A 17,399-nucleotide genomic window follows, 5' to 3' on the forward strand; every position below is an offset into this window, starting at 1 on the left:
TTTTACTCCACGGGTCGGGCGGCGGAGATTCTGTGGAGGGCGTAGGTGCGGGGGGATTCGGTGTTGTCGTCGTACGCCGTTAGCCAGCCGTCGGCTACTCGGGCTGGTTCTACGATGCGTTCGGAGGCGTGGCCGTTGTGGTCTACGTAGGAGATCCAGGTGCGGGTGTGGGCTTCGGCGGCGTTGGTCAGGGTGGCTATGGTTTCGGCGGGGGCGGCCGGTTCGGTCAGGTCTTCGTCGCCGGGGCGTTCGGCGGCTATGCGGTCGCCGGTGCGGACCTTTTCGATGACGGCTTTGACCTGGTCGTCGGTGAGGTCGAACGCGCTCTCGTTGAAGTCCCGGCTGGTACGTCGGCGTGGCGCCTCACCCCGGCGCGGCGTGCCGGTCACGTGCAGTGCGCCGTCGAACGTCTCCGCGAGCGGTGCCAGGCCGGCGTCCCGGAGGCGGCTGAGCACCATGTCCGGCGGCGACGGCGACACCACGACCGTCGGCGCCAGCCGGCGGAAACGCACGCCGGGGAGGTTCGAGCTGAGCAGCTGCGTCAGTACGTCCTCGTCGTCACACCGCAGGTACGTCGATGCCGTCCCGAGCCGCAGTACGCCGTGCCGCCGCGCCACGTCGTCGATCAGGTACGCCAGCGGCTGCGGCACCGGAGTACGCGAGTGTTCGGCCAGCCACGCATGCAACTGCTCCGCCGTACGTCCGAGGTCGAAAGCGCGCCGCACCGAGCTGTCGCTGAACCGGTAGACGCCGGCACCGCCGTCCGACTCCACGTCGGCCATGGCTGACAGCTCGTCCTGCACGGACCGCACCAGCGGACCAGGAGCGACCGCAGTGAGGTCGGCCTGCAACAACACCTCGGACACCGGCTCCGGCATCAGCGGGCTGATCGCTTCGGCCAGCTCGTCAGCCGTCGGCTCTGCACCGAGCAACGGCTGCGCGTGCTTCGCCAACGAGCCCAAACCGGTCAGCCCGAGCAGGGCGGCCTCGGACACGCTCCACTCGACCAGCTCGTCCCGGAACTGCCCGCCACGCCGGGGGCGGTGCCAAGCCACCCACGTCACCACGGTCTCCGGCGCAGGCGCAATACCCGTGCCCGCCTCGGCCAATGCCTGCAACGCCAGCAGCCGGATCTCCGGAGCCAGCAACCGCTCCAGGTCCGGGGCCAGCGCGTTGATCAGCCGCTCGCGGGCCGTCGCAGTACTGCCCGTGCTGTCGCGTCGTCCGATCAGCCCGATCGCCCTGAGCCCGTTGAACCACGCGACGACCAGCCGCGCCCACCGATGCGCCAGGTCGAGCTCCAGCCAGTCGTCGTACGCACTGGTCGGCAGCCACAGCTCACTGGTACCTACTTCGACAGCAGCGACCAGCCCAGCCGCATACGCCATTTCCAGCACAGCAGCAGCCGTGTGCTCTTCGGCACCGATCTTCCCGGCCAGACTGCGCAGCTCACGCACCCCAACGCCACCAGTACGCAGCACAGGCGGCGGTTCCGTCCCGAGCTGCTCCAACGCACGATCCACCAGCCGCACCAGGTCCAACGCAGCACCAGCCGCCGCACGGTCCGCGATCATGGCCGACACCTTCTTGCCGTCCAACGGCGGCGGCACCGGCCGGGTCGAGGCCAGCACCCGCCCGCCCCGCAGATGCAGCCCGATCTGCCGCGGCAGTACGACGGTGTTCGCGTCCTTCGGTACGACGAGCCCGCGCGCCAGCAGCCGCTCGACCGGTGTCCGCGCGGACGCGATCGTGACCGGCCGGTCCGCCTTCTCCACCGAACCCGTGGGCGGACCCCACGTCAGCTTCTCCAGTACGGCGCGCGCGTCCGGTCCGGCGTCCTCGATCAGCTGATCCAGGTCGCCGAAGTGCCGGGTGGTACTCGGACCGAGCCCGGCCGGTGTCGGACCGAGCAGTTCGTGCACCGCCCGGATCGGCCGCAGGTCGTCCTCCGTGCCCCACACCAGCGCCAGGTCCAGCAGCTCGGCGACCCGCGGCTGGACGACGTCGGCCGACTGCCCGACGCCCTGCGCGAGCGCGTCCAGGCCGACCGGTTCGGGCAGCGCCGACAGCGCCTCCAGCAGGTCCACGCCGAACTCGTCCAGCCGGTTGATCGCCCGCGCCGCCGACGCGTTGCTGGTCGCCCGGGCCGCCAGTTGCCCGGTGTCCGCGGGGATCGGCAGCGCCAGGTCCGGCCGCCGGCGGAGCAGCTCGCCGAGCGCGGCGTCGCCCCAGCCCCGCAGCGCCTCGGCGAGGGTACGGGGGCGGGTCGGCTCGGTGGTGCTCATCCTTCCAAAGGTACGGGATCCGCGCGGAGGTCGGTCAGGATCCGGGTCACCGTCTCGTCGAGCGCGCTGTCCGGGCCGATCACGGTCTGCTCGACGCCGTCCAGCAGGTCGCGTTCGCGGTACCACTCCTGCATCATCGCGGCGTCGACGCCGGGCATGTCCCGGGTCCCGTGCCGTACGACGGTCTCCGCGAACGGGATGTCGAAGTAGTAGTGCAGCGTGGTCCCGCGGTGCTCGGCGGTCAGCTGCCGGAGCATGTCGCCGTACCGGCCGGCGTTCATGATGCCCTCGAGGACCACGTCGTACCCGTGGTCCAGGGCGTAGCGGGCGTTCACGTCGATCAGGCCGATGTTCACACCGCCCGGTACGTCGTGCTCGCGCAGCAGGATGCGGCGCAGGTGGTCCTGCTCGACCCACGCCGTACCGCGGCCGAGGCGCTCCTGGAGCGTACGGGCGGTGGTGGTCTTGCCGGAGCCCGAGTTGCCACGCAGTACGACGAGGCGGGTGCTCGGGCTCCCGGTCACTCTGCTGCCCCGGTGTGGCCGATCCGATGGAAGCCGACGCGCTCGTAGACCGCAGCCACCGCGTCGTCCTCGGCCGAGAGCAGTACGAGGTCCACGCCGTTGTCCAGGGCGTGCTGCACGAGTGTCGTCGTCACCGCGGCGGCCAGACCGCGTCGCCGCATCGCGGGGAGCGTGCCGACGCCGACGATCTCCGAGACCGAGCCAACTGGCTGGTGAGTACCAGCAGCGACCAGGCCGTCGTCCGTGAACGCTCCAGCGCCGACTGACACGCCACGGCCGATCCGGTCGCGTAGCGTCGCCACCATCTCGTCCGCGAGCTCAGCAGCCGCGGTGTCCCGCTCTGCAGGCCCTGCGTTGCCAACTGCCGTACCAGACTCGCCGAAGGCCAGGTTGACGACAGCCCGTGCCTGGCGGACTACGTTCTCGTCAGCAGACAGGACCTCGCAGCGCGCATCAGCCACGGCAGGACGGAAGTCAGCACGCTCCAGGACCAGCAACGGGTGCTGGACGACCTCGAGCCCGGCAGCCGCCGCAGCGTCTCCTAGCGACGGGCAGGTCTCGACGACCCACTCGAAGCTCAGCGGGATCTCCAGCTCGGCGCAGCGCTTCCGCACGAGCTCGACGTCGCTAGGCTCGATCGTGACGCCGCTACCGGGGACAGGGCGCGCGTAGTACGGCCAGATCGTCGTACTACGGAACAAGGTGAACGGACCGACCTGCTCGGCGTCCGCTCCGGACAGCGGTACGGCGTGGAGGTAGTCGTCGACTCTGGTAATCATCGCGAAGCAGTGAACCACCCGGACCGGTCACTCGCCAACGGTTATGTCGAAATCCCGCGGCCGTCTCCGACGTACCGTCCGACAGCAGCCAAGGAGGAACAGATGGAGCATGTGAAGTCAGCGGACGGTACGGCGATCGCGTACGACCGCGTGGGCACCGGGAGCCCGGTCATCCTGGTCGGAGGCGCCCTGTGCGACCGGAACTCACACGGCCCGCTGGCCGAGGCGTTGGCGGACGAGTACGACGTCGTCACGTACGACCGTCGCGGCCGCGGTGACTCCGGCGACACGGCGCCGTACGACGTCCAGCGAGAGGTGGAGGACATCGCCGCACTGCTGACGGCGACCGGTGGTCCGACCGCCATCTACGGGCACTCGTCCGGCGCGGGTCTCGCGGCGATCGCGGCGACCGAGCTGCCGTTCCGCAAGATCGTCCTGCACGAGCCGCCGTACGGTCCCGACGGCGCCGACGCGTCCGACGACGGCGCGCAGGTGATCGAGTCGATCCGCGCCGGCCGGAACCAGGAAGCCGTGGAGCGGTTCCTGCGGATGACGGGCCTGCCGCAGGAGGTGGCGCGCCAGGTCGCCGCCACGCCGGGGCTGGCCGACCTGGCGCCGACGCTTCCGCACGACTTCGCGGTGATGGGCCACGGCCTCGATCAGGGCTCCGGTACGCCGGTCGCCCTGCTGCACAAGGTCACCCCGGATACGCTCGTCCTCGCCGGGACCGCGACCGCGCCGTTCATGATCGACGCCGCACACCGCGTCGCCGACCTCCTGCCGAACGGCAGCTACGCGGACCTCCCCGGCCAGCAGCACGCCGTACCACCCGAGGCTCTGGCCCCGGTCGTCGCCGAATTCCTCAGACGATGACCTCGATCGAGCCCCCAGCCTCGGCGAGATCGGGTCCGAGCGCGCAGGCCGGCGTGTAAGCACCCCGCCGGCCTTCGCCGCGGGCCAGGCGTACGGCGGTCTCGGCGGCCGCGCGCGTGGTGAAGTCCATCGCGTCGTCGGCCCGCAGCCACGCCTCCCGCGTCGTACCGTCCGCCCATCGCACGACCGCATGCCCCCACGAGTGCTCGCGCGGACGCGGCGCGGGCTTGAACTCCAGCGCCGCCATCCGCCGTACGGCGAACCGCTGCAGCGCCGGGATCTTCAGCAGCGCCCCGCCTGCCGGGAGGATCGCGCGAACCAGCGGCGCCGTCGGCAGCAACCCGGTCGTCGCGACGACGTCCGGCGCCCCGCTCGCGAGGTGTGCCGCCAGCAACTCGCCGGTCGGGCCGGCCGCGGACTTCGCCGTCTGACCGTCCGGCAGCGCGTGCGTCCGGGGATCCGCAGCCAGCCGCGCCGGGACCAGAACACCACCCTCGTAGCGCCGGCCGCCGGTCGTCAGCCCCGACACGATCGACTGCGCGAGCGCCTCGCCCAGCTGCCCCGCGGTGATCGCGACCGACGGCAACGCGTCGACCCGGACCTCGACCGGTGCCGGCCGATCCGCGCACAGCCAGGCCACCACGGCCTCCGTCCCGAGGACGCCGAACCCGGCGCCGGTGACGAACGTACTGCCGCCCGCCACCGCCTCGTCGTGCAACGCCAGCAGCCGCGGCATCGCGACCAGATCGTTGGCCAGGTCAACGTAATGCCCGCCCGGCAGACAGGCGCGCGCGATCGGGACCGCGGTCTCGGCGTACCCGCCGATGGTGTTTACCACCACCGCCGGCCGCGCGGCGGCGATCGCGGCGGCCGGATCGGCGGTAGCGACCACCTCGGCGTCGCCGAGCCCGAGGTCCGCGGCGGTCTTCCGGAGCCGCTCCGCACTGCGCCCGACCAGCACCGGCGTACCCCCGCGTGCCGCCACCTGCCGCGCGATCTCCCGCCCGGTCCGGCCGGTCGCGCCCAGAATCCAGATCATCCGAAGCTCCTTATGTCTCACAGTGTCATCACTCACGATAACACTCTGAGACATCACTCTTGCTAGACTGCCCGGATGGCGCGATGGGACCCCGGTGCGGAGCAGCGGCTAAGGAAGGCCGCGCTCGAGCTGTACGCCGCGCATGGGTACGACGCGGTCACCGTCAACCAGATCGCCGAGCACGCCGGCCTGACCCGGCGCTCGTACTTCCGCTACTTCCCGGACAAGCGCGAGGTCCTGTTCGCCGGCTCCGAACGGCTGCCGGCCGCGGTACTCGACGCGCTCCGGGCCGTCGACGCGGACATCCGCCCGTGGCCCGCCGTACTGCAGGCCGCCGTCGCCGTCGGCGAACTCCTCGCCGAGCTGGCCGAGGACACCGAGGTACGCCGGGCCGTGATCGCCGCGAGCCCCGAACTGCAGGAGCGCGAGCGGACCAAGCTCGCCTCGGTCACCGCGGCGTTACGCGACGGGCTCGCCGAGCGCGGGTTGCAGGCCGAGGACGCGACGCTGCTCGCGCAGGTCGGGTCGGCCGTGTTCCAGAACGCGTTCAGCCGGTGGATCGACGGCGGCGGGCAGCAGCCGTTCCGGTCCTGCCTGGACGCGGTCGTCGGGTCACTCGGCCGAGAGCTCGACGACTAGGCACGGCCCGCCGTCGAAGGCTCCGCCGTCGATGCCCAGCACCAGGCCGTCGGCGTACAGGTGCGGGCCGGTCAGGAACTCCGGGTCGATGTGCAGCTGGTCGGCGATGATGCTGTGGCCGTGCACGATCCGCCGACCGCCGAGGTGCTGCAGCATGATCCGCGCGACCTCCGGGCCGCTGTCGCCGCGGAACGCGTACCGCGAGGTCATCCGGCGCCAGATCTCCCACCACACCTCGATGTCGTCGGTGTGCAGCTCGGCGCGGGCCGCCGCGTTGATCTGGTCCAGCGAGTCGCCCCACTCGACGTACTCCGCGGTGTCGGAGTGCATCAGCAGCTGGTCCGCGTCCAGGCCCAGGAATGGCTGGTCGAGCAGCCAGGCGACGTCGTCGTCGGTGAGCAGTTCCTGGTCGCGGTCCTGGCCACCGTTCAGCGCCCAGGAACGCTCGAAGCTGCGCAGTGTGATGCCGTCGTGCGGGACGAACGTGTCGCCGAACTTGTGCATCCCGAGCGCGAGGATCTCGTGGTTGCCGAGCAGCATCCGCACCGCGCCGTCCGGCGCCTGGCCGATCAGCTCGCGGACATAGCGCAGTACGCCGATGCCGTCCGGGCCGCGGTCGAAGAAGTCGCCGAGGAACCACAGCCGGGCGTCCGTACCGGCCCAGTTGCCGTCGGCATCGGTGAGCCCGGCCGCGTGCAGCGCGGGCTTGAGCTTCTCCAGGTGGCCGTGGACATCGCTCACGGCGAACACCCGGGTCACCTCAGCCTCGCACGGTCAGCACGATCAGTACGACGTTGAGGGCCGTGACGGCGGTGGCTACCAGGCATGCGGTGAGAGTAGTCGCCCGGCGGTTGACGAGGTTGCCCATGACGCGCCGGGATGCGGTCAATCTCACCAACGGCCAGAGCGCGCACGGGATGCCGAAGCTCAGCACCACCTGCGAAATCACCAGCGCCCGGCTCGGGTCGATGCCGATCGCAAGCACCAGCAGCGCGGGCGCCAGCGTCACCAGCCGGCGGACGCCGAGCGGGACGCGACGCTGCCAGAACCCGTCCAGGATCACGGATCCGGCGTACGTCCCGACCGAGGAGGACGCGAATCCGCTGGCCAGCAGGGCGAGCGCGAACAGCAGCGCCGGAAGCTGGCCGATCCGCTCGCCGATCGCGCGGTGCGCCGCATCCAGCGAATCCGCACCTGTGCCCTTCAGGGCAGCCGCCGCCAGTACGACCATCGCCAGGTTGACCGCGCCGGCCAGTGCCATCGCGACGGCGACGTCCAGCCGGGTCGCCCGCAGGACCCGGGATTTGCCGTCCGCGGAGCGGATCGACTTCCAGTGCCGGTCCGTGACCAGCGCGCCGTGCAGCCAGATCGCGTGCGGCATCACGGTCGCGCCGAGCATCCCGGCCGCCAGGACGAGCGACTGCGTGCCGTCCAGCCGCGGCACCAGACCGCCGACCACGCCGCTCGCCGACGGGCCGGCCTGTGCCGTCGAGACCACGAAACCGAGCAGTACGACGGCGAGCAGGCCGATGATCGCGGCCTCGAACGGGCGCTGCCCGCGCTTCGACTGATAGATCAGCAGACCGAACGAGACCGCGCCGGTGATCACGCCACCGATCAGCAGCGGGATGTGGAACAGCAGATTCAGCGCGATCGCCCCACCGACCACCTCGGCCAGGTCGGTCGCCAGCGCGACAATCTCGGCCTGCGCCCACAGACCGGTCGAGGTCGAACGCTTGAAGTGGTCACGACACAGCTGGGGGAGCGTCCGCCCCGTCGCGATGCTCGCCTTGGCCGCCAGGTACTGCACCAGGACGGCCATCAGGTTCGCGCCGACGACCACCCAGCAGAGCAGATACCCGTACGAGGCGCCGGCCGCGATGTTGGTCGCGAAGTTGCCCGGATCGACGTACGCAACCGCCGCGACGAACGCCGGCCCGAGCAACAAAAGCCCAGACCGACTCAGTTGCCGCCGCAGCGGCGCCGGTGCGTACATGAAAGCAGTCTCCCTGACCGCACCCCACGCGCAACCCCTGTGCCCGATTTGAGACGCCCGCTACGCCCAGGCGAAGTGCACGTCCAGCGAAACCTCGAGACTGGTGTCGCCGGGCGTGAGGTGGATTTCGGACTCGAACGCGGCCTTGGCCGCCAGCGCGACACCGCGTGCCGGGTGCTGACTGTACGTCTCCGCGACCGAGGTGACGGCGCCGAGCGAGTAGCCGGCCAGCCCGGCGAGTTCCGCGGCCTTCTCGCGCGCCTGCTGGAACGCGAGCTCCCGGGCCCGGGTCAGCAGCGCGGCCTTGTCCTCGACGTCGAAGCGGATCGAATGCAGGTTCAGGCCGTTGCCTGCAGCATCCACCGCGGCGTTCAGCAGCCGGCCGAACCCGGTCAGGTCCCGCGTTGTCACCGTCAGCAGGTGCGCACCCCGGAACGTCCGTGGCCGTCCCGGCTCCTGGTACTCCTGCGAGACCTCCACCTCGGTGGTCCTGATCGCAGAAGCAGCCACGCCCTGCGCACGCAGGGTGGCCGTCACCGCATCCGTCAGCTCCGCCACCCGCACCACGGCCGCAGCAACATCCGGCGCCGAGTGCTCGACCGCCAGCGACATCCGCAACACGTCCGGCTCCGCACTGGCCTGCCCGGACCCGACAACCCGCACCCCAGTCTTCATAACCGCCAGTCTGGCATTGGGGTCAACTTGCGCGGCGGATGATGCGGGCGGGGATGTCGTGGAGGTGGCAGAGGGAGAGCAATGCTGTGCCGTCGATCAGCTGGAGGGGTTTGCCGTTGGCGAACTGGTAGCTGGTCGGGCCGAAGCCGGAGGTGGTGATGAGGATGCCCTTGGTGGCGCCGGCGTCGACGACGGTGCCGAAGAGGTCTCGGACGGCGCTTGGGGGGACTGTGCGGGTCCAGAGCTTGGCCTGGACGACGAACTTGCCGCCGGTGATCGGGCGTGGGTCGTACGCGACGCAGTCGATGCCGCCGTCGGTACCGCGGCGGAACAGTCTGGTTTCCAGGCCCATCCGGGTCAGCAGGTTGTGGACCAGGTGCTCGAAGGACTCGGGGCTGAGATCGAGCAGGTTCGGCCGGGCGTCGATCTCGCTGATCACGTCGACGGCCTCGACGATCCGCGGGTCGGTCAAGTCGAACTCCAGGACCGGTTCGACCGGCTGCAGCTCTTCCGGGTGCCGGGAGACCTCAGCCGCGAAGTAGTGCCGCACGCAGGCCACCGGGTCGAGCTGGTCGAGTACGAGCGCCTGGTACTGCTCCCGGGTCGCCCGTAGCGTGATGAGGCACGGTCGTACGGTCTGGCCGGTCGTGAGGTCTACCGACTCCACCATGCCGTTGAACACGACCGTTTCGACCACGCCGTACCGGTCGCTGCCGAAGACGAGGTGGAGCGCCCGCAACGCCAGCTGGGCGACCAACTGCTGGTACAGCCGCCGTAGCTCGGCAGGGTCTCGCGGAACGGCCTGTACGGCGTCCAACGAGCGGTCATAGCGGTACGACGCCTCGGCAGGTACGACGGTGACGTCAGGCAGGTCCCATTCGACCGCGAGCAGCGTCGACTCGGGCACGTACCCGACCTTGCGGCGCCGCGGGAAGTCCAGCGGCTCCGGGTGGCTGTCGAGCGCCTTCGTGAAGTACCGGGTCACGGCTGCGCGGTCCCGGTTTTCCACGGCGCGTTCGTACGCGTCGATCCGCGCATGCTGTTCCGCGGTCGCCTCGTCGAGTCGGCGTTGGCGTTCGACCTGCTCGCGCAGGGCCTTGGCGACCCGCTCGCGGCGGGTCTCCTCGGCGGCCCGGTGCCGTTCGATCGCCTCGGCGAACCGGTCCTCCGCGTCGGCGAGCCGGCGCGCGAACCGGCGTTCGGCGCCCCACCAGCGGAACGTTCCCGGCGGGTGGGGCACGAACGCATCCCAGACAGGTCCGGGATGCGCCTCGAGATCGGCCGGCGACACGGTCGGGGGTGCCCGCCGCGGCGCCCGTTTCAGGGTCTGCAGATCGGTGCCGTGGACATCGACGGCGAGTGCACCGGCCAGGATGTTCTCCAGTGCCTGGACGTGTTCCCGCACCGCAGCGGTACGTTGCGCCGCCTCGGCTGTGCGCCCGGGCGGACGGTCGCTGCGGGCATGACCTTCGGCAGATCGGCCCATCGCCTCACACCTCTCCACTCCAATGTAACGGTCCAACCACGCTCCGCGACCGAATATGACGGAGAGTTGGAGAGGACATTGCTTGCCGTCCACCCCGCGTTTCCTGCCGCACGTGCACTTGCAGGGGCTTTCGAGTCAGGTGACGATGACAAATATGAGCTTGCCTTCGTACGCATCCGGGGTGTCCGAGGTTCCGTTGCTGGGTGAGACGATCGGGCAGAACCTGAGACGGACCATCAGCGAGTACGGCGACCACGAAGCGCTCGTGGAGGTCCAGACCGGTAGACGCTGGACGTACGACGAGTTCGGTGCGGAGGTCGAACTCGTCGCGCGCGGCCTGCTGGCGCGGGGGATCGCGCAGGGCGACCGGGTCGGCATCTGGGCGCCGAACCAGGCCGAGTGGACGATCACGCAGTACGCCACCGCGCTGATCGGCGCGATCCTGGTGAACATCAACCCGGCGTACCGCACCCACGAACTGTCCTACGCGCTGAACCAGTCCGGCGTCCGGATGCTCGTCTCCGCGACCGAGTTCAAGACCAGCAACTACCGCGCGATGGTCGAGGAAGTGCGACCGAACTGCCCGTCGCTGGAGGAGACGATCTACCTCGGCACCGGCGACTGGGACGCGCTCCGCGACGACGCCTCCCGGATCACCGTCGACGCGCTGAACGCCCGCGAGGCCGAGCTGTCCTTCGACGACCCGATCAACATCCAGTACACCAGCGGGACCACAGGCTTCCCGAAGGGCGCCACGCTCAGCCACCACAACATCCTGAACAACGGCTTCTTCGTCACCGAGACGATCGCGTTCACCGCCGACGACCGGCTCTGCATCCCGGTCCCCTTCTACCACTGCTTCGGCATGGTCATGGGCAACCTCGGCTGCACCACGCACGGCGCGTGCATGGTGATCCCGGGCCCGGCGTTCGACCCGGCCGCGACGCTGCAGGCCGTGCAGGACGAGCGGTGCACGGGGCTGTACGGCGTACCGACGATGTTCATCGCGGAGCTCGGGCTGGCCGACTTCGCGGAGTACGACCTGACCTCGCTGCGGACCGGCGTGATGGCCGGGTCGCCGTGCCCGGTCGAGGTGATGAAGCGCTGCGTCGCGGACATGCACATGGCCGAGGTCGCGATCTGTTACGGGATGACCGAGACGTCGCCGGTGTCCACGCAGACCCGCCGCGACGACGACCTGGACCGCCGTACGTCGACCGTCGGCCGGGTGATGCCGCACGTCGAGGTGAAGCTGGTCGACCCGGCGACCGGCCTGGTCGTCGAGCGCGGCGAACCGGGGGAGCTGTGCACCCGTGGGTACTCGGTGATGCTCGGCTACTGGGACGAGCCGGAGAAGACCGCGGAGGCGATCGACCGGGCGCGCTGGATGCACACCGGCGACCTGGCGACGATGCGCGACGACGGGTACGTGAACATCGTCGGCCGGATCAAGGACATGGTGATCCGCGGCGGCGAGAACGTGTACCCGCGCGAGATCGAGGAGTTCCTGTACACCCATCCGTCGATCGCCGACGTCCAGGTCATTGGTGTCCCCGACGAGCGGTACGGCGAGGAGCTGTGCGCCTGGATCAAGCTGAGGCCGGGCGTGGAGCCGCTGGACGCCGACGCGGTCCGGGCGTTCGCGTCCGGGAAGCTGGCGCACTTCAAGATCCCGCGGTATGTCGTGCTCGTGGACGACTTTCCGATGACGGTCACGGGCAAGATTCGCAAGGTCGAGATGCGGGAGAAGTCCGTCGAACTGCTCGGACTGAACTGACCAGCGCACCGACCCCGAAGGCCGCGCCGAGTACGCAGACGGCGTCCCAGCCGGCCCGTTCGTACAGCGCCGTCGACGCGATCGCGCCGACGGCGCTGCCGAGTGAGTAGAACACCATGTACGCACCGATCAGCCGGCCGCCGGACTCCGGCCGGTAGATCGTGCTCTGGTTGGTGACGTGGATCGCCTGGACGGCGAGATCGAGCAGCACGGCCCCGATCGCCAACCCCACCAGGGAATGCGCCGTCACCAGCCAACTGGTTGCCAATAGCATCGAAGCGCCGACGGTCACGACCGGCCCTCGGCCCCGATCGGCCAACCGCCCCGCCGGACCCGCGGCCAGCGCCCCGGCCGCGCCGATCAATCCGAACGCCCCGATCTCGGTGTGCGACAACCCGCGCTCGCTCAACGGCAACGCGATCGAGGTCCACAACGTGCTGAACGACGCGAAGATGAAGAACGCCCGCGCCGCGCTCTCCCGGAACACGCGCTCCCGCAACAGCCCGACCGTCGACGCCAGCAATTCCCGGTACCGCACTCGCGCCCGGGGTTGAGGGGCAGAGCGAACGAACAAGAACGTGATCGCCAGGCAGGCAGCACACGCGATCAGGTACGTGGCTCGCCAGTTGAGTAGGTCGGTCAAGACGCCCGACACGGTCCGCGCCAGCAGGATCCCCAGCACGATCCCGGTGGTGATCGTCCCGACCGTACGTCCACGCCGACTGCTGAGCGCGGCGCCGTACGCGACGAGCGATTGCGTGACAACGGCGAGCGCGCCGACGGACGCCAACCCGAGCAGGAGCATGACCGCGTTCTGCGCCAGCCCGGTGACGAGCAGCGCGACGGCGAGCAACGTGAACTGCAGGCGGATCAGCCGGCGCCGGTCCATCACGTCGCCCAGCGGCACCAGGAAGAACAGCCCGAGTGCGTACCCCGCCTGCGTCACCGTCACGAACAGCCCGACCGTCGAAGGCGGAATCCCGAGGTCGCCGCCGATCGTGACCAGCAGCGGCTGGGCGGCGTACACGGTCGCGACCGCGATGCCCGCGGCGACGGCGAGGACCAGCGGTCGAGCGTGAAATGGTTGCATCTTGCTACCGTAAGAGAAGTTGGTAGCATGTTGCAACCGGGAGGTGTGGAATGGTCAAACGGACCAGGTTCGACGGCGAGAGCTGCCCGGTGGCGCGCTCGGTGGACGCGGTCGGCGACTGGTGGTCGCTGCTGATCGTGCGGGACGCGTTCGACGGCAGCCGCCGGTTCGGCGACTTCCAGCGCAGCCTCGGCGTCGCGAAGAACATCCTCAGTGCCCGCCTCGGCTCGCTCGTCGACAGCGGCATCCTCGACCACACCGACCGCGACTACACCCTGACCGCCAAGGGCGAGGCCCTGTTCCCGGTCATCGTCGCGCTCCGCCAGTGGGGTGAGACGTTCGCCTTCGCCGCGAACGAGCCGCACTCCCAACTACTCGACCGCCGCGACGGCAAGCCTCTCTGCCCGCTCGAGGTGCGTGCTGCCGACGGCCGCCTGGTCGCTCCGGCCGACACCGAGGTGCACAAGGAGCTGCAGCTCGACAGGTAGTGCACCGGCGAGACGCCGCACGCGCGGCGCGGTCACGCACAGGTGCACTACGGGAGGCCGGGTACCTCCTGCCGAGCGGCAGCTCGCAGGTGGTCGGCGAAGGCGCGGATGGAGGGTGACTCCTCGCCGCGGCGCCAGGTGAGGGCGAGGGCCGAGTCCGGGAATCCGGTGAGCGGGATCGTGGTGATGTCGGCGCGGTGGTTGTTCGTGGCGGTGGGTTCGCAAATCAGCATCGCGCCGCGACCGGCGGCGATCAGCGAGAGGCCTTCCTGGAGCGTGGCGACTTCAGGCCCGCGGTGGATCAGCGCACCGCCCGGGGTCTGCGTCGGTGCCTGCGCCTGCCGCCAGTACCCGGGCGCCGGGCCGGAGTACGCGATCAAGGTCTCGCCGGCCAGTTCCTCGGCGTCGACCGCGTCCCGCCCGGCGAGCCGGTGCTGCTTGCACACCGCGAGGGTCTGCGGGTGCTTCGAGAACACCGGTCCGACGACGAGGTCGTCCTCGGCGACCGGGAGCAGTACGACGGCCGCGTCGACCATCCGCCGCCGGAGTCCGCCGAACGGGTCGTTCAGCGGGAGTTCGCAGACGTTGATCAGGCAGTTCGGGTTCCGTGCCTGGAACGCCGACACCGCGCGGAGGATCTGGTCGTTCGCGGCCCCCTGGAACCCGATCCGCAACGTCCCGCGCGCGGCCGCGGCGTACTCGCGGGCGTTCTCGACCACCCGCTCCAGACCGGCGTACGCCGGCCGCAGGGCGGTCAGGAACTCCTTGCCCAACGGGGTCAGCGCCACCCGCCGGCTGGTCCGCTCGAACAGCTGCCCGCCGATCCGCCGCTCCAGGGACTGCAGCAGCTGGCTGACCCGGCTCTGCGACAGGTAGAGCCGTTCCGCCGTGCGTCCGAAGTGCAGCTCGTCGGCAAGGATGAGGAAGCACTCCAGTTCGCGGACGTCGAGTGCCATGCGGTCCTCCGATCGATGGGCCTGACTAATACAAGCATCATCAGATCGTCGTTGTTCCGCACCGGCTTCGAGCCGCTCACTGGTGACATGACAACAATCTGCGCCGACGCGGTCGAGACCCGCGGCTGGGCCGGGTCCGTCACGATGGCTGCCACCGTCTTCGCGGTGGTGACCGCCGAGATGCTTCCGGTCGGTCTGCTGACGCCGATGAGCGAGTCCCTCCACGTGACGGACGGCGCCGCCGGCCTGGCACTGACCGCAACGGGAGTGACCTCCGCACTGGCCGCTCCCGTCCTCCCGCTCCTGCTCGGGAAACTGGATCGCAAAGCTGTGCTGGGTGGACTGATGGTGCTGCTCGCGGCGTCGGCCTTCGCGGCCGCCAGTACGTCGAGCTTCCTCGTGCTGATGGTGACGAGGGTCCTGATGGGCGTCTCGATCGGCGGCGTCTGGCTGCTCACGGTCAGCCTCGCGCGCCGCGTCGTACCCCCGAACGCCGCCGGGCCGGCCACCGCGCTCATCTTCTCCGGCATCGGGATCGCCTCGGTGCTGGGCATCCCGGCGGGCGCGTACGTCGGCGAGCTGGCCGGCTGGCGCTGGGCGTTCGCCGGGGTCGGCATCCTCGCGCTCGCGCTGGCCGTTGCCCTGAGCATCTTCCTGCCGAGCCTCCCGCCGGAGCGGGTCGTCCGGCTGTGCGACGTGCGGGAAGTCCTCAAGCTCCACCAGGTCCGCGTGGGGCTGGTCCTCGTCGCGCTGATCGTGACCGGCCACTTCGCGGCGTACACGTATGTCCGCCCGTTGCTCGAACCGCACATCGCGCCGGCGCTGATCGGTGCCTTCCTGCTCGCGTACGGCGTGGCCGGTGTCGTCGGCAACTTCCTCGTCGGCGCCCTCCGCCCGACCCGTGCGCTGACGGTTGTTGCCGCCGGCATCGCCCTGATGGCGTTGGCCATGCCAATCATTGGTACGACGGCGCTCGGAGCCCTTGCCCTGCTGGTGATCTGGGGCCTCGCGTACGGCGGAACGACGGTCAGCACGCAGGCGTGGGCGCACGCCGCGGCGCCCAGTGCCCCCGAATCATCGTCCGCTGTCCTGGTGGGGGTGTTCAACGGATCGATCGCACTGGGCGCCTTCGCCGGCGGGCAGGTCGCCGACCGCTTCGGTACGGCGACCGTCACCTGGCTCCCCGCGGTCCTCGCGACCGCGGCGTTGGTGGTACTGCTAGCGGACCGCCGCCAGCGCGGCTGAGTCCTCGTCGCCGAAGGTGTCCTCGAGCTTCTCCGGCGAGTAGTCCAGGTCGATCCCGGCGACGTCCGCGCCGACCGCCGACTCGATCGCCCCGAGCCGGCGGGTGGCGCGGTCACCGGCGTACGTCATCAGCGCGGTCGGGTTGATCTCCGCCGGCAGTTCGGGGGAGTTGTCCATCGCCCACTGGATCTGCGTCAGCGCGTGCGGGAGCAGCTCCTCCATCGTGTCGGTGACGACCTTCCAGTTCGACGCGTCGGCGGCGACGTGCCGGCGGCAGGTGAACGTCCCCCAGGCCATGTGCCGGCGCTCGTCGTCACCGATCCGGCGGATCAGCTCCTGCATCCCGGGCAGTACGCCGCGAGCCGTGCAGAGCAGGTTCCACGCGTGGTACCCGGTGAGCGCGAGCGTCCCTTCGACGACATGGTTGTACGTGACCGACGCGCGCACCTGGTTCGACGGGGACGGGTCGTCGGCGAGCGACTTCAGCGCCACCGGCAGTGCCTCGTAGAAGATCGCGCGGTACCCCGGGTTGTTCTCGACGTAGCGGTGCAGGTCCTCGGTGACGCCGACTGCGTCCAGCCAGAGCCGGAAGACCGCGGTGTGCTTGGCCTCCTCGAAACAGAACTGGGTCAGGTACATCTCGTCGCCGAACCGCCCCTCGGCCGACATCGCCTGCAGGAACGGCTGCAGGTCCTCGGTGACCGCCTCCTCGCCGGCGATGAACTGCGAGCAGAGCATCAACGCGTTGTCCTTGTCGTTTGCGCTCAGCTCCTGCCAGTCCTTCGCGTCCTGGCTGAAGTCGATGTCGCGCGGATTCCAGAACTTGCGGTTGCCCTTGTCGAAGAGCCGCAGCGGTAGCGCGTCCCAGTTCAATCCGCCGGCGCGCAGAGAACTGAAGCCCTGCCTGTGCAGATCGTTCATACGTGCAACCTCCGGGATTCGGCCAAGAAGGGAGAGAGGACGCGAGCCAGTTGCGCCGCCACCACCGCGGGGGGAGGGCCCGGGGTGACGATGTGGCTCAGGACGACGCGCAAGGCGACGTCGACGCAGCTGGTCGCGTCCTCCGCGGGAACCTCCGGCCAATGCTCCCTGACATGGGCATCGAGCCGGAGGTGTGCCAGTTCCAGCACCTGCTGTCCCCGTGTCGTCAGCAGCTGACTGGCCTGGTCCGATCCCGGCTGGCTCAGCGCCGCCTTCACCAGCGGGGTCTCCCCGGCCAGCGTGAGCGCCCGCTCGACCGCGGCCCGGAGGCCGTCGATCGGGTCGGACTCCCCGGCAAGCGCCGCGTTCACATCCAGCAGGAACCGCTCGGTCTCGCGCGCCGCGACGGCCTCCAGCACACCCCACTTGTCGCCGAACTCGTTGTACACGGTCTGCCGGGACACCCCGGTCCGACGAGCCACCTCAGCCATCCGGAGCCCGTCGTACCCACCTGTCTCGATGGCATCCTGCGCAGCGTCCAGCAACTCGTCACGAAGGCGGCGTTTGGTCCGATCGGCAAACGAGTCCATGCCGACGAGGGTTTACAAAAATGCTTCCGATGTCAA

The 17,399-nt window shown here is 70.1% G+C and carries 17 protein-coding genes; 5 read left to right on the top strand and 12 right to left on the bottom strand.

Translation table 11 applies throughout. The features are described 5' to 3' along the window. Positions 1–2: 2 nt before the first annotated feature. The 3 genes from ACXJJ3_RS28945 to ACXJJ3_RS28955 are packed head-to-tail and all read right to left on the bottom strand — an operon-like array spanning position 3 to position 3,588. On the bottom strand, positions 3–2,285 hold the full coding sequence (locus tag ACXJJ3_RS28945) for a helicase-associated domain-containing protein (RefSeq protein ID WP_458164995.1): 2,283 nt from the start codon (positions 2,283–2,285) through the stop codon (positions 3–5). Continuing rightward, positions 2,282–2,809: a kinase gene (locus ACXJJ3_RS28950; protein ID WP_458164996.1), complete on the bottom strand. Its 528-nt coding sequence runs from the start codon at positions 2,807–2,809 to the stop codon at positions 2,282–2,284. Before ACXJJ3_RS28950 ends, ACXJJ3_RS28945 begins: the two co-directional genes overlap by 4 nt. After that, positions 2,806–3,588: a GNAT family N-acetyltransferase gene (locus ACXJJ3_RS28955; RefSeq protein ID WP_458164997.1), complete on the bottom strand. Its 783-nt coding sequence runs from the start codon at positions 3,586–3,588 to the stop codon at positions 2,806–2,808. The genes ACXJJ3_RS28950 and ACXJJ3_RS28955 overlap by 4 nt, the downstream gene beginning before the upstream one ends. 102 nt (positions 3,589–3,690) lie before the next feature. Between ACXJJ3_RS28955 and ACXJJ3_RS28960 the strand changes: the two genes are divergently transcribed. After that, positions 3,691–4,461, top strand: a complete 771-nt coding sequence (locus ACXJJ3_RS28960; protein WP_458164998.1) for an alpha/beta fold hydrolase — start codon at positions 3,691–3,693, stop codon at positions 4,459–4,461. Here ACXJJ3_RS28960 and ACXJJ3_RS28965 read toward each other — a convergent pair. Then, positions 4,451–5,500 (bottom strand): hypothetical protein, encoded by a 1,050-nt coding sequence (locus ACXJJ3_RS28965; RefSeq protein ID WP_458164999.1) that lies wholly within the window; start codon positions 5,498–5,500, stop codon positions 4,451–4,453. The two genes, ACXJJ3_RS28960 and ACXJJ3_RS28965, sit on opposite strands and share 11 nt — an antisense overlap. 75 nt (positions 5,501–5,575) lie before the next feature. Between ACXJJ3_RS28965 and ACXJJ3_RS28970 the strand changes: the two genes are divergently transcribed. Further along, positions 5,576–6,139: a TetR/AcrR family transcriptional regulator gene (locus ACXJJ3_RS28970; RefSeq protein ID WP_458165000.1), complete on the top strand. Its 564-nt coding sequence runs from the start codon at positions 5,576–5,578 to the stop codon at positions 6,137–6,139. Here ACXJJ3_RS28970 and ACXJJ3_RS28975 read toward each other — a convergent pair. From ACXJJ3_RS28975 to ACXJJ3_RS28990, 4 genes are read right to left on the bottom strand one after another with little or no spacing between them, the layout of a single operon-like run. After that, positions 6,113–6,880, bottom strand: a complete 768-nt coding sequence (locus ACXJJ3_RS28975) for a metallophosphoesterase (RefSeq protein WP_458165001.1) — start codon at positions 6,878–6,880, stop codon at positions 6,113–6,115. The genes ACXJJ3_RS28970 and ACXJJ3_RS28975 overlap by 27 nt on opposite strands. Positions 6,881–6,899: 19 nt before the next feature. Beyond that, positions 6,900–8,135, bottom strand: coding sequence for an Nramp family divalent metal transporter (locus ACXJJ3_RS28980; protein ID WP_458165002.1), 1,236 nt, complete (start codon positions 8,133–8,135; stop codon positions 6,900–6,902). A 60-nt stretch (positions 8,136–8,195) separates the two neighbouring features. Next, the gene (locus ACXJJ3_RS28985; protein WP_458165003.1) at positions 8,196–8,810 is read right to left on the bottom strand and encodes an SIMPL domain-containing protein; all 615 of its coding nucleotides are present in this window, start codon (positions 8,808–8,810) and stop codon (positions 8,196–8,198) included. 22 nt (positions 8,811–8,832) lie between these two features. After that, a complete protein-coding gene (locus ACXJJ3_RS28990; protein WP_458165004.1) occupies positions 8,833–10,296 on the bottom strand; it encodes a restriction endonuclease in 1,464 nt (487 codons plus the stop codon). A 154-nt stretch (positions 10,297–10,450) separates the two neighbouring features. Between ACXJJ3_RS28990 and ACXJJ3_RS28995 the strand changes: the two genes are divergently transcribed. Next, complete coding sequence (locus tag ACXJJ3_RS28995) at positions 10,451–12,073, top strand: AMP-binding protein (RefSeq protein WP_458165005.1); 1,623 nt, start codon at positions 10,451–10,453, stop codon at positions 12,071–12,073. Here ACXJJ3_RS28995 and ACXJJ3_RS29000 read toward each other — a convergent pair. Continuing rightward, entirely contained in the window at positions 12,009–13,163 is a 1,155-nt protein-coding gene (locus ACXJJ3_RS29000; protein ID WP_458165006.1) for an MFS transporter, read from the bottom strand. The genes ACXJJ3_RS28995 and ACXJJ3_RS29000 overlap by 65 nt on opposite strands. Before the next feature lie 50 nt (positions 13,164–13,213). Here ACXJJ3_RS29000 and ACXJJ3_RS29005 point away from each other — a divergent pair, with 50 nt between their 5' ends. Beyond that, a complete protein-coding gene (locus tag ACXJJ3_RS29005) occupies positions 13,214–13,651 on the top strand; it encodes a winged helix-turn-helix transcriptional regulator (RefSeq protein WP_458165007.1) in 438 nt (145 codons plus the stop codon). A gap of 47 nt (positions 13,652–13,698) precedes the next feature. Here ACXJJ3_RS29005 and ACXJJ3_RS29010 read toward each other — a convergent pair whose 3' ends face one another. After that, positions 13,699–14,607 (bottom strand): LysR family transcriptional regulator, encoded by a 909-nt coding sequence (locus ACXJJ3_RS29010; protein WP_458165008.1) that lies wholly within the window; start codon positions 14,605–14,607, stop codon positions 13,699–13,701. Between the two features lie 87 nt (positions 14,608–14,694). Here ACXJJ3_RS29010 and ACXJJ3_RS29015 point away from each other — a divergent pair, with 87 nt between their 5' ends. Then, positions 14,695–15,852, top strand: coding sequence for an MFS transporter (locus ACXJJ3_RS29015; protein ID WP_458165009.1), 1,158 nt, complete (start codon positions 14,695–14,697; stop codon positions 15,850–15,852). Here ACXJJ3_RS29015 and ACXJJ3_RS29020 read toward each other — a convergent pair. Next, on the bottom strand, positions 15,826–16,773 hold the full coding sequence (locus ACXJJ3_RS29020; RefSeq protein ID WP_458165010.1) for a R2-like ligand-binding oxidase: 948 nt from the start codon (positions 16,771–16,773) through the stop codon (positions 15,826–15,828). The genes ACXJJ3_RS29015 and ACXJJ3_RS29020 overlap by 27 nt on opposite strands. Beyond that, positions 16,770–17,363: a TetR family transcriptional regulator gene (locus ACXJJ3_RS29025; protein ID WP_458165011.1), complete on the bottom strand. Its 594-nt coding sequence runs from the start codon at positions 17,361–17,363 to the stop codon at positions 16,770–16,772. Before ACXJJ3_RS29025 ends, ACXJJ3_RS29020 begins: the two co-directional genes overlap by 4 nt. Positions 17,364–17,399 lie beyond the last annotated feature (36 nt).

It is taken from the genome of Kribbella sp. WER1, assembly GCF_054189145.1.

Bases quoted from the DNA above. Each gene is read 5' to 3' on its own strand.
- ACXJJ3_RS28960 (WP_458164998.1), top strand. From the start codon at position 3,691: ATGGAGCATGTGAAGTCAGCGGACGGTACGGCGATCGCGTACGACCGC.
- ACXJJ3_RS29000 (WP_458165006.1), bottom strand. From the start codon at position 13,163: ATGCAACCATTTCACGCTCGACCGCTGGTCCTCGCCGTCGCCGCGGGC.
- ACXJJ3_RS29005 (WP_458165007.1), top strand. From the start codon at position 13,214: ATGGTCAAACGGACCAGGTTCGACGGCGAGAGCTGCCCGGTGGCGCGC.
- ACXJJ3_RS29010 (WP_458165008.1), bottom strand. From the start codon at position 14,607: ATGGCACTCGACGTCCGCGAACTGGAGTGCTTCCTCATCCTTGCCGAC.
- ACXJJ3_RS28990 (WP_458165004.1), bottom strand. From the start codon at position 10,296: ATGGGCCGATCTGCCGAAGGTCATGCCCGCAGCGACCGTCCGCCCGGG.
- ACXJJ3_RS29025 (WP_458165011.1), bottom strand. From the start codon at position 17,363: ATGGACTCGTTTGCCGATCGGACCAAACGCCGCCTTCGTGACGAGTTG.
- ACXJJ3_RS28980 (WP_458165002.1), bottom strand. From the start codon at position 8,135: ATGTACGCACCGGCGCCGCTGCGGCGGCAACTGAGTCGGTCTGGGCTT.
- ACXJJ3_RS28945 (WP_458164995.1), bottom strand. From the start codon at position 2,285: ATGAGCACCACCGAGCCGACCCGCCCCCGTACCCTCGCCGAGGCGCTG.
- ACXJJ3_RS28970 (WP_458165000.1), top strand. From the start codon at position 5,576: ATGGCGCGATGGGACCCCGGTGCGGAGCAGCGGCTAAGGAAGGCCGCG.
- ACXJJ3_RS28995 (WP_458165005.1), top strand. From the start codon at position 10,451: ATGAGCTTGCCTTCGTACGCATCCGGGGTGTCCGAGGTTCCGTTGCTG.
- ACXJJ3_RS29020 (WP_458165010.1), bottom strand. From the start codon at position 16,773: ATGAACGATCTGCACAGGCAGGGCTTCAGTTCTCTGCGCGCCGGCGGA.
- ACXJJ3_RS29015 (WP_458165009.1), top strand. From the start codon at position 14,695: ATGACAACAATCTGCGCCGACGCGGTCGAGACCCGCGGCTGGGCCGGG.
- ACXJJ3_RS28985 (WP_458165003.1), bottom strand. From the start codon at position 8,810: ATGAAGACTGGGGTGCGGGTTGTCGGGTCCGGGCAGGCCAGTGCGGAG.
- ACXJJ3_RS28955 (WP_458164997.1), bottom strand. From the start codon at position 3,588: ATGATTACCAGAGTCGACGACTACCTCCACGCCGTACCGCTGTCCGGA.
- ACXJJ3_RS28965 (WP_458164999.1), bottom strand. From the start codon at position 5,500: ATGATCTGGATTCTGGGCGCGACCGGCCGGACCGGGCGGGAGATCGCG.